This window comes from Frankia sp. CoWAU3 (genome assembly GCF_977971855.1).
On record NZ_CDWWXB010000031.1, the window covers coordinates 1 to 9478 of the forward strand.

The following is a 9478-nucleotide window of genomic DNA, read 5'->3' on the forward strand; positions in this document are numbered from 1 at the left end:
GAGCCTCCTCCGCCTCCGCGGAGTCCGAAAAGTCAAGGAAACCCTCGAACACATCGCCGGAGACCGCCGCCGGACACTCCAATTCATAGCCACTTAACGCAACGGGCCGTCACACCACGCGACCTTCGCGCAGCCCTGCTATATTTGGGCTGAACCGGCCCGTACTCTGGATCGGCTCGTCGAGCTGCGGCTGGTCGAACGGCTGATGCCCGTCACCGAACCAGCGCGCAGCCGTTGGCGCGTCTACCGGATCGCCGACAATTTCCTCGCTTTCTATCTCGGCGTGCTGTCTCGGTACCGCGCGGAGATCGAGCGTGGATTAGGGAAAGCACTGCTGCCAGTACTGATCGAGAGTCTGGACGGCCATCTCGGCAAACCGTGGGAGGAAGCGTTTCGCGAGCACCTACGCCGACTCGCGGTCGCCGGCGCGCTGGGCAGGGACATCGTCGCGGTCGGGCCTTGTTGGAGCGCGGGTGGGCAGAACGAGATCGATGCGGTCGTGCTCGCGGGCAGGGACCGACACCCGGTTCTGTTCGGCGAGGCGAAGTGGGCGCGCTCTGTTGACGGTCGACGGATCTCCAGCCGGCTCCTGGAAAAGGCTCACGCTATTACATCGGCCGTTCCAGCAGCCTCGGAGCGCCAGACAGACGACGGAGCTGCCGGCCCTGACAGTGGCGGGACCGAAGGCTCTGCCCGGGCACGCCTTGCGCTGTGCGCTCGCGAGGAGATCCGTAACGCGCCGCCAGGATGTCTCACCGTCACTGCCGCCGACATCTTCGATCAGCAATATCCACCCGAGCCGCGCCGGAGCTCTCTCATCGGGACTTGGCTGGAGTATGCCGCCTGGGCCGCTGCATGTGAGCGTCCAATGGTGCTCTCATGCCGCCTTACCTCTCGGCGAGGCGTTCCGAGTCTGACCGGCCGAGGCCGCCACGAACGGCAAGGTGGCGAAGGAGGCCACCCGCGCGGAGGCCCAGCCGGCGATCGCTCCACCGGCCAGCGCGCTGACCACGAGAACACCGCTCTCGATCATGGTGGCCCGGCCGATCCAGGTCTCGTAGAGCTTGCTCGAGCCTGTCTCCTCCAGGACGACGTCGTAGACGATGCTGTCCACGGTGCCGGAGCTCAGCGCGAAATAGATGCCGAGGATCATGGCCACGGCGATATAGGTCGCAACGTTCCTGCTCAGGCCGGCCGGTCGGCTCCCTACTTAGCCCAGGCCGGTGTGCGGGAGGCAGTGCTCGGCTTCGAACAACCCGGGGCGGCTGGCCAGGAGAAGGTCCCGGTTTTCGACGCGGGGCCCGGTGGCGGGCAGCGCCAGGTCAAGCCAGACCCGGTCGCGCAGCTCGATGCCGTCGATGACGACGCAGCCGGGGTAGCCCGTCGCCGCCGTGAAAGCGTCGCGTTCGACCGAGCGGAACCGGAACCCGCGCCGCTGGTAGAAGCGCAGGTTGTCGATGTCGGCGGCGGCCGTCGCGACGAGCAGCGCGGTCACCGGAGCACCCGCGAGAAGCTCGACCAGTGACTCGATGAGCGCCCGGCCTATCCCATGTCCCTGATGGGGCTTCAGCACTGCCATGTTCTTGATCTCGACCGTCTGTGGGTGTCCGGTGGGAACGAATTGAAGATGTCCCACGATTCGGTCGTCGAGGAGCGCGACCAGAACGTGGCCGAGGCGGAGGTAGGCGTCGAGTTGACTGGCCGAGTCTTCGGCCAGCTCGAACAGAGGGCGGAGCTCGCGTCGATCGCCCTGGTACTGCTGAATTCGTGGTGTCGTGGTCATGGCTCTTTTTAGCAGCGCCAACCTGCGCCGGCCATTTCCGCCACCGGTCTTCTCCATGGCTGACCGGACAGCCTCGGGCTGGCCCGCCAACATCGCCGCGCGTTGAGGATGGCGCGGGTGTGGAGGAGGTCGAAACCGGCGCGCTGCGTGTTCTGCTGGGACTTCGATCCCGGCTGAGTCGTCACGGTGGCGACGTCGCAGCCGGCCACCACGGCGTACCGCATGACCCCGGGGCCCGCCGTTCGGAAGCAGCGGTTACTCCTCGCCAAGAATCCGTAGACCATGATGATCCCTGAAGTACATGCAGTCCTTCGGGTTCAAGGTGGCGAGCGGCAGATTGTGGGTGAGGCAGCACGCCGCGATCCACATGTCGTTGACTGGACGGGGCTGTCCGGCCCGGGTGGCGGCTGCGGAGAGTACGCCCCAGGTGGCAGCGACGGCTTCATCTCCGGGTAGTACAGGGATTCCTGAAAGCCAGTCGGCGAGTTCCTGACGTCGACGACTACCCCAGTCTCGCGGATCGGTCCACTTGGTGAGCTCACCGAAGGTCACGAAGGTGATCAGCGGCCGGCGGCCGATCAGGCGGGTTGCCACGGGCCTGCTGAGCCTGCGCTTGTGACTCAGGGACACGATGTCGGTGTCAAGGACGACGGGCTGCACGGCGACGGCTCAGGCGACGTCGCGACGACGCTCGGCGTAGGTGAACGCGAGGAACTCGTCGAGCTCCTCGTCGGAATCGAAGGTGTCAGCGGCCAGGTCGTCGAGCGAGCGGATGGGTTGGGTACCTCTCGTGGCCAGGAGCTCCTCGACGGTGACCGTGGGGCGCAGCGGCGGGTACAACGGATGGCCGATCCCTGGAGTGCTCATGGACGAGACCTCCTCGCTGGCGTCTCCGGCGCACTGCAGCCAGGACCAGCATACGGCGCGACGCACAGCTCGCGACCCGTGCAGCTGTGGCATGGATACACAGGTACGCCCCTTCCACCCGGACGAGTTTATCCAGCCCGCGCCGATGGATGGCGGCCGGCTTGTGGACGTTCGTCTGCGAGGTGGGCGGCGGCCATCCCCAGCCAGGACCACACCGCGGGCTGGCGACCACCCCGCAGACGGCCGGGTAGCCCGGGTTGACGGAGAAATTCGGCCTGGATGTCGAGCTGCCCGCCGTGCTCACCGAGCACCGGGCCGGCGGGTGGGTACGGCCCCGTGGAGCGGACGTACGCCCGTCGCCGGCCGAAGGACTTCGCACGCCTGGTGGCGCACTGCGGGCATCGCCCGGTTCGTATTGTGCGAACTTGACGACTAGCAAAAGGTTGGACGAAATCCCAGGTCACACCAATAGTCACAGTGACCAGTGGGCAGAACCGGGCGCAACCCGAACCGCCACCCCACCATCCCCGGCCCCACGATCACCATCCCCGATCACATAAACAGGCCGTCTGCCAGCGGAAACGTGCGGCCACGGCGGGGAACGTCCATGCACGGGGCGCGGGTCACGACCCGGGATGACACCAGTGGTCGAAGCCGGCAGACCATGGCCCCGAGCGCCAGCCCGGACATCCGCCGTTGAGTGGTGCGCTCGGGTAGCGGGAACGACACGTCCACGATGACCGGTATTACATGGTGGGACGCTGCCCGCTGTTCAATCACTTCGCTGTTGACCGACATGCGGATAGGGAACGAGCAATGGTTGAGACCTGTGGATCGGCTGGGGAGGGCGTACCTTCCCGGTGATCGAGGTTGAGGTCTCAGTCAGACCGACGTTGGCGCGTCGGTCTGGAAGGCACGCCCGTGCTCACGGTAGTCCCCGAAGACGGCACGCCCGCCGATGGTCCGGTGAGCAGCCCGTCGCTGATCGACGAGATCGTGCGGGAAGGTGCCCGGCGGATGCTCGCCGCCGCCCTGGAAGCCGAGGTCGACGCCTACATCGCGGAACTCGCTGACCAGCGTGACGAACGCGGCCGCCGGCTGGTCGTCCGTGACGGTCACGCCCAGCCGCGGCAGGTGATGACCTCCGGCGCCGTGTTCGAGGGCGGCCAGCTCATCGAACGACCCACCACCCCACCCGTGACCCAAGCCGCCTAGCGATCACCATCCACAAGTCTTGGCAATTCCTCCAGGGAAACCGGACGGGCGCCCCCGCCTCGGATCAGTGTCGGGTCGCCGGCAGATCAACCGCGGAGACCTGAGGACGGGTCACTGCCCGGTCGTGACGGCACCGAGGCCGGCACGGTCGAAACGGGCGATCAGGCTGGGCTTCCGGAGATGTACTTGGCGCAGGAGCGTGAACCGTCGGGCAAACTCCACGGTGGTGCCGGAACGTGAGGCCAGCGCCTGCAGATCCCCAAGAAGGTCGACGGCCGCGTCGTAGTCGCTCTGCCTGCGGGTGTCGATCAGCGCGTCAACGCGCCCCCAGGCCGTGTCACCATCACGGGCCAGAGCGTCCAGCCGTTTCTCCCGAGCCAGCGCCCGCGCCTGGGCATCGCGGGCGTCCTGCTCGGCACGAGCAGCCTCGGCGTGCCGCCGGCGTTCCTGGCGGATGTCCGCGGCGGCGTCCAGCAGTTGGGCGACCGTGCGGCGGGGACGGCCATCCCGGAGGGGATCGGGCTCGCCACGAAAGCGCCGTAGCACTTCCATCTGGACCCGGGCCCCATGGCCCTGTGTGACCTGGAGCAGGAGTTTCTCCTTGTCACCGGAGGGAAGATCCTTGATCCACCTGGCCAGTGCGTGGGGATCTTCCCTGGCCTGGGCCGCAGGCGGACTCGCCTGGGCCGCGGCGGCAAGCAGATCGGCGTCGAGACGGAGGAAATCCACCAGAGCCCGCTGCGGTGCGGTCAGGGAACCCAGCCCGGCGGGCACCGGCGGCTCGAGATCGTCCTCCTCGTCGTCGAAGGCCTCCTCGTCGCGTTCCCACACCCCGTAAGCCGCCAGCCAGGCCAGATAAAGAGGCCGCAGATCACCGGCGGCGAGTTCGGCACGGACACCGACGATCGCCGACAACGAGTCCTCGGCGCCCTCCACCCAGTCCCCGCCCTCGTCCTCGCTACTCAGATCGAGGACGAGATGCTCTCCGGTGGTCCAGGCGGTCACATGCGGATCGGCGCAGTACTGCTCGGCGACCTTGAGATCGAGAAGGGCACGGGGCAGGCGGAGCATCACCCGGTGGGTGCCCCAGTTGGCAAGATAGAGATGGGCGTCGTAGAACCGCTCCACCATCTTCCGGGGATCACCACGGAAGTCACCCCAGTGGTATTCGTTGGTGAAACTGGTGGCGGTGATCCTGGCCCGGGTGGACAGCGCACGGACCTCGTCCTGCTGCCGTGCGTCCAGAGGCCGGTCGACGGCCAGGAACTCGTAGTACTGGTACGTGGACATCTTCTACCTGATCTTGTCATTTCGCCGTCAGAGCGCCCAGCGCCGGTAGGCCTCGATCCATTCCGCCCCACCCGGAGGAGGGTCGGGCAGCAGCAGGTCCAGAATCCCTATCGCCTGGCGATACCTCCCCCGGGCGCAGACTGCGACGATACCGCTTCCAGGCAACAGATCGATCCCCATCACTGTCACTTCCACGCCCAGTACGGTGGCCCGGAAGGGAACGGCGAGGCTGTCCCCGATCACGGCATGAAACGCCGTGATCTGTTCGTCCTCACCATAGGCGTCGACGACGGCACTCTCGACCAGCGCGTCCAGCTCGACGTCACTCAGCTCCGCCATGGTCGGCAGCCTACCGACGCGATGGGCGGACAATCCTCACCGGCCCTCGTCCTACCTGCACTAGGGTATGACCGGGTCCGTGGTCCGCCCGCACCACGACAGCCTGCTCGCGGCCGCCCGCGCTCGTCGACGGCGCAGGGTGCTGCCCACCGCGATGGCCAGCGAGAACAACAACGCGTCTATCAGCGGCCGGGCCAGCACCAGGTTGATGACGAAGATCGAGCCGGTGAGCACGCCGGCGACCCGGGCCAGTAGCCCGGAGAACCGGCGCAGCCCCATCTGGAACTGGGTCTCCTCGTGCCGTTCGCCCAGCCCGAGCGCAATCCGGCCGAACTGGGTACGCGCGCCGGTGGCGACCACCACGGCCGCCGCCGAGCCGGTCCGCACGAGTGTGCCCAGACGCATCCACGATCCCGGTCCCCATACTCCAACCGTTACGCTGCCAGCAGAGCAGACTTACGCTGAGCCGCGCCAGCTGTCGCTAGCTATGACGTGGCATCAGCTATGACGTGGCATCAGAGCAGCCTAGCCGCGGCACCGTCCGGGGCCCGGACCGCCGCCGGCCGCGGGCTTGTCGACCTCCTGGATTCCCACCACCTCCGGTGGGCCGTACCTGGCGCGCACCGCCGCCCTCATCCGCCGCCGATCTCTCGCGTGCGCCCACCGTGATCTCTGGACGCCAGATGGGTGATGCTCGTGAGGTCGATGGTGACGATCTTCGATTGGCCGGCCGGGCGCCTCAGCGGGGGCGAACGTGCCGGTCGAGGAAGGCGAGTGCCCGTGACCAGCCGTCGGCCGCGGCGACCGGGCGGTAGAGCGCCTCCCGGTCGTCGCTGTGGAAGGCGTGGCCGGCCCCGGCGTAGCTGACCAGCTCCGTCGGGGCGCCCGAGCGTGCGGCCGCGGCTCGTAGGGCGGCGATCTCGTCGGTGGAGATCAGGGCGTCTTCCTCGCCGTAGAGGCCGAGCCACGGCCCGCGCAACGACGGTGCCGCCTCCACCAGGGCGGGGATGCCGGGCCAGTACGGTGTGCTGATCCCGCCGCCGTAGAACGACACCGCCGCGGCGAGGGTGTGCCGGGTGGCGGTGTGCAGCGCGACCGTGCCACCCATGCAGAAGCCGATGATCGCGCTCCGCTCGGCGGGGAAGCCCGCGGCGAGGAGGTGCCCGAGCGCCGCGTCGATGTCGGCGTCGATGCCCGCGCCGGACAGGGTGCCCATCGTCGACGTGGCCGCGGCCCAGCCGTCGGCCGGGTCCACCTCGTCCAGCCCGTCGCGGTGATACAGGTGCGGGGCCACGGTGAGCCAGCCGGCGGCGGCGAGCCGGTCGCAGACGGAGACCAGGTACGGCGTGATGCCTCGGGCGTCCTGGACGACGACCAAGCCGCCGCGCGGCGGGTCCTTCGCGGCCGGGGCGAGGACCGTGAGCGGCAGCCCGCCGCGGCCGCGGACGGCCTGCGCCCGCAGCCGGGCCCTGTCTTCGCCGTCATGTCGTGTTCGATGGGACGCCGCGTCGTTCGTTCCGGTTGCCATGTCGCCATCCTTCCCGCCGGGGAGCCTTCCCGCCCGATCCGCCTGTCCCGCCCATGGTCCGTCGACCACCTGGTGTCCGGAACCGCCGCGGACCGGCGGATTCACCCGGACATGCCGGCCGCGACACGCCGCCGGACAAGCCCCGACAGCATGAAGGCGTCACGCTACTCCTTGTAGCAGCCTGGCGGGTGTCGCCGGACGGAGGGAGGACACGGTGAGGCAACCACTGCCGAGGGTGGCGGCGGCCTGGGAGGGCGCGGTGGACCCGGCGCACGTCGACCGGACCGTCGGAGTCCTCCTGTGGTGACCGGGGAACGGCATCGTGGCGGCGGCGAACATGATCCTCTTCCGGGGCGGCGCCCCGAGCCGGGACACTCGGCGCCGTCGCCCCCGCCGGCCTCGGGCGAGACCGGCCTGCCCGATCCGGCCGATCCGGCCGGACGGGCGTGGGCCCGGTTCGGCGGCGTCGACGGGCTCGGCACGCACGGTGTCCGGCTGATCGCCGTCATCACCGTCGGCATGGCCCTGCTGATGGGCGTCCTGGTCTGGCTGTACGGAACGTCCGTCACCAGCCTGCGTCCCCGGGACCTGCCGATCCTCACCGTGGGCCCGGCACCCGCGGCGACCGCGCTCGCCGACCAGATCAGCCGGGTGGAGCCGGGCGCCCTCACGGTGCGCACGGTGCCGACGGTGGCCGCCGCCGACCGTGCGCTGCGCGAGCGTGACGCCTACGCCGCGATCGTCATCGGCGGCAACGGCCTGACCCTGCGGGTCGCCTCCGCAGCGAGTCCGGCGGTCACCGAGGCGCTGACTCGGGGCATCCGGGTGTTCATGCCAGGTCTGGAGATCCCGGTGGTCGACGTGGTGGCCAACGCGCCACGGGACCAGGCCGGCGGCGGGCTGGCGGCCGGTTACCTCCCGTTGACGCTGGTGATCACCGCGGCCGGCGTGCTGCTGGCGCGGATGGTGGGGTCGCGGGTGATCCGGCTCGCCGGGCTCGCCGCGCTCGCGGTGCTCTCCGGCTTCGCCGGGGCCGTCGCGCTGCAGGGGGCGTTGGACGTCCTACCCGGGGAGTTCCTGACGACGATGGCGGTCGTGACGTTGCTGGCGCTGGCCGTCGCCGGGCCGGTCCTGGGACTCGGGGCGGTCGCGGGCGTGCCGGGTCTCGTCGCCGCGGTGCTGGTTCTGGTCGCCGGTGCCGCCCTGTCGGGGGCGGCCTCCGCCCCGGAGATGCTGCCACGGCCCTGGGGCGACATCGGCCAGTTTGCGCCGCCGGGGGCGGGTGCCACGCTGCTGCGCTCGACGGCCTACTTCGACGGTGCCGGGGGTGGCCGCCCGGTGCTGGTCCTCGCCGGCTGGTTCGTCGTCGGGCTGGGCCTAGCGGTTGTCGGTCGGCCTGTCCGTCCACAGGAGGGGCGAATCCGCATCAGGCTGACATCCGGCCCGAGCGTCCCGGCGCGCCGAGGCGGCATCCGAGCATAGGGTCACAGACGTGGACCGCCGCATCTTCGGACTGGAGAACGAGTACGGCGTCACCTGCGTGTTCCGGGGGCAGCGACGGCTGTCCCCGGACGAGGTGGCACGGTACCTGTTCCGTCGTGTCGTGTCATGGGGACGCAGCAGCAACGTGTTCCTCAAGAACGGCGCCCGTCTCTACCTGGATGTCGGTAGCCATCCGGAGTACGCCACCCCGGAATGCGACTCCGTGCCCGACCTGGTCACCCACGACAAGGCCGGGGAACGCATCCTCGAGGGCCTGCTCGTCGAGGCCGAACGACGGCTGCGCGAGGAGGGCATCGCCGGCGACATCCATCTGTTCAAGAACAACACCGACTCCGCCGGCAACAGCTACGGCTGTCACGAGAACTACCTCGTCGGTCGGCACGGCGAGTTCTCGAAGCTCGCGGACGTGCTGGTGCCGTTCCTGGTCAGCCGGCAGATCCTGTGCGGCGCGGGCAAGGTGCTGCAGACCCCGCGGGGCGCGGTGTACTGCATCTCCCAGCGCGCCGAGCACATCTGGGAGTCGGTGTCCTCGGCGACCACCCGGTCCCGGCCGATCATCAACACCCGTGACGAGCCGCACGCCGACGCCGAGCGGTTCCGGCGGCTGCACGTGATCGTCGGCGACTCGAACATGAGCGAGACGACCATGCTGCTCAAGCTCGGGGCGACCGACCTGGTGCTGCGCATGATCGAGGCCGGTGTGATGCTGCGGGACATGACCCTGGAGAACCCGATCCGGGCGATTCGCGAGGTCAGCCACGACATGACCTGCCAGCGCAGGATCAAGCTGGCCAACGGACGTGAGGTCAGCGCGCTGGACATCCAGCGGGAGTACCACTCCAAGGCGGTCGAGTTCGTGGAGCGCCGCGGCGGGGACGGGGACGAGGTCGCCAAGCGGGTGCTCGACCTGTGGGGCCGTACCCTGCTCGCGATCGAGACCGACGACCTCGAGC

General features: G+C 69.2%; 10 protein-coding genes and 2 pseudogenes. 4 read left to right on the forward strand and 8 right to left on the reverse strand.

The genetic code is table 11. The features are described from left to right. Window positions 1-205: 205 nt before the first annotated feature. Window positions 206-505, forward strand: a pseudogene (locus AC08ON_RS05245) (DUF234 domain-containing protein); the annotation flags it as partial. Between the two features lie 372 nt (window positions 506-877). Here AC08ON_RS05245 and AC08ON_RS05250 read toward each other — a convergent pair. The 4 genes from AC08ON_RS05250 to AC08ON_RS05265 all read right to left on the reverse strand — a co-directional run bounded on the left by AC08ON_RS05250 (window position 878) and on the right by AC08ON_RS05265 (window position 2650). After that, window positions 878-1153, reverse strand: coding sequence for a hypothetical protein (locus AC08ON_RS05250; protein ID WP_476616544.1), 276 nt, complete (start codon window positions 1151-1153; stop codon window positions 878-880). Between the two features lie 57 nt (window positions 1154-1210). Then, window positions 1211-1876 (reverse strand): GNAT family N-acetyltransferase, encoded by a 666-nt coding sequence (locus AC08ON_RS05255; protein ID WP_476616545.1) that lies wholly within the window; start codon window positions 1874-1876, stop codon window positions 1211-1213. Window positions 1877-2038: 162 nt separating this feature from the next. Then, window positions 2039-2443: a PIN domain-containing protein gene (locus AC08ON_RS05260; RefSeq protein WP_476606721.1), complete on the reverse strand. Its 405-nt coding sequence runs from the start codon at window positions 2441-2443 to the stop codon at window positions 2039-2041. A gap of 9 nt (window positions 2444-2452) precedes the next feature. Beyond that, window positions 2453-2650 carry a hypothetical protein gene (locus AC08ON_RS05265; RefSeq protein WP_043590978.1) on the reverse strand — a complete coding sequence of 66 codons (198 nt, stop codon included), beginning with the start codon at window positions 2648-2650 and terminating at the stop codon, window positions 2453-2455. Window positions 2651-3571: 921 nt separating this feature from the next. On the opposite strand from AC08ON_RS05265, the pseudogene AC08ON_RS05270 reads away from it, so the two are divergent. Further along, a pseudogene (locus tag AC08ON_RS05270) lies at window positions 3572-3805 on the forward strand (IS256 family transposase); the annotation flags it as partial. A gap of 171 nt (window positions 3806-3976) precedes the next feature. Here the strand turns inward: AC08ON_RS05270 and AC08ON_RS05275 are convergent. The 4 genes from AC08ON_RS05275 to AC08ON_RS05290 form a co-directional block, all read right to left on the reverse strand. Next, window positions 3977-5155 (reverse strand): hypothetical protein, encoded by a 1179-nt coding sequence (locus tag AC08ON_RS05275; RefSeq protein ID WP_476606722.1) that lies wholly within the window; start codon window positions 5153-5155, stop codon window positions 3977-3979. Between the two features lie 27 nt (window positions 5156-5182). Next, complete coding sequence (locus AC08ON_RS05280) at window positions 5183-5494, reverse strand: hypothetical protein (protein WP_476606723.1); 312 nt, start codon at window positions 5492-5494, stop codon at window positions 5183-5185. Between the two features lie 60 nt (window positions 5495-5554). Beyond that, complete coding sequence (locus AC08ON_RS05285) at window positions 5555-5899, reverse strand: P-type ATPase actuator domain-containing protein (RefSeq protein ID WP_035910222.1); 345 nt, start codon at window positions 5897-5899, stop codon at window positions 5555-5557. A gap of 334 nt (window positions 5900-6233) precedes the next feature. Beyond that, a complete protein-coding gene (locus AC08ON_RS05290) occupies window positions 6234-7022 on the reverse strand; it encodes a dienelactone hydrolase family protein (RefSeq protein WP_476606724.1) in 789 nt (262 codons plus the stop codon). A 303-nt stretch (window positions 7023-7325) separates the two neighbouring features. On the opposite strand from AC08ON_RS05290, the gene AC08ON_RS05295 reads away from it, so the two are divergent. Further along, complete coding sequence (locus AC08ON_RS05295) at window positions 7326-8504, forward strand: hypothetical protein (protein WP_476616546.1); 1179 nt, start codon at window positions 7326-7328, stop codon at window positions 8502-8504. 10 nt (window positions 8505-8514) lie between these two features. Beyond that, a partial coding sequence (pafA, locus tag AC08ON_RS05300) for a Pup--protein ligase (RefSeq protein ID WP_476616547.1) occupies window positions 8515-9478 on the forward strand: 964 nt, incomplete at its 3' end.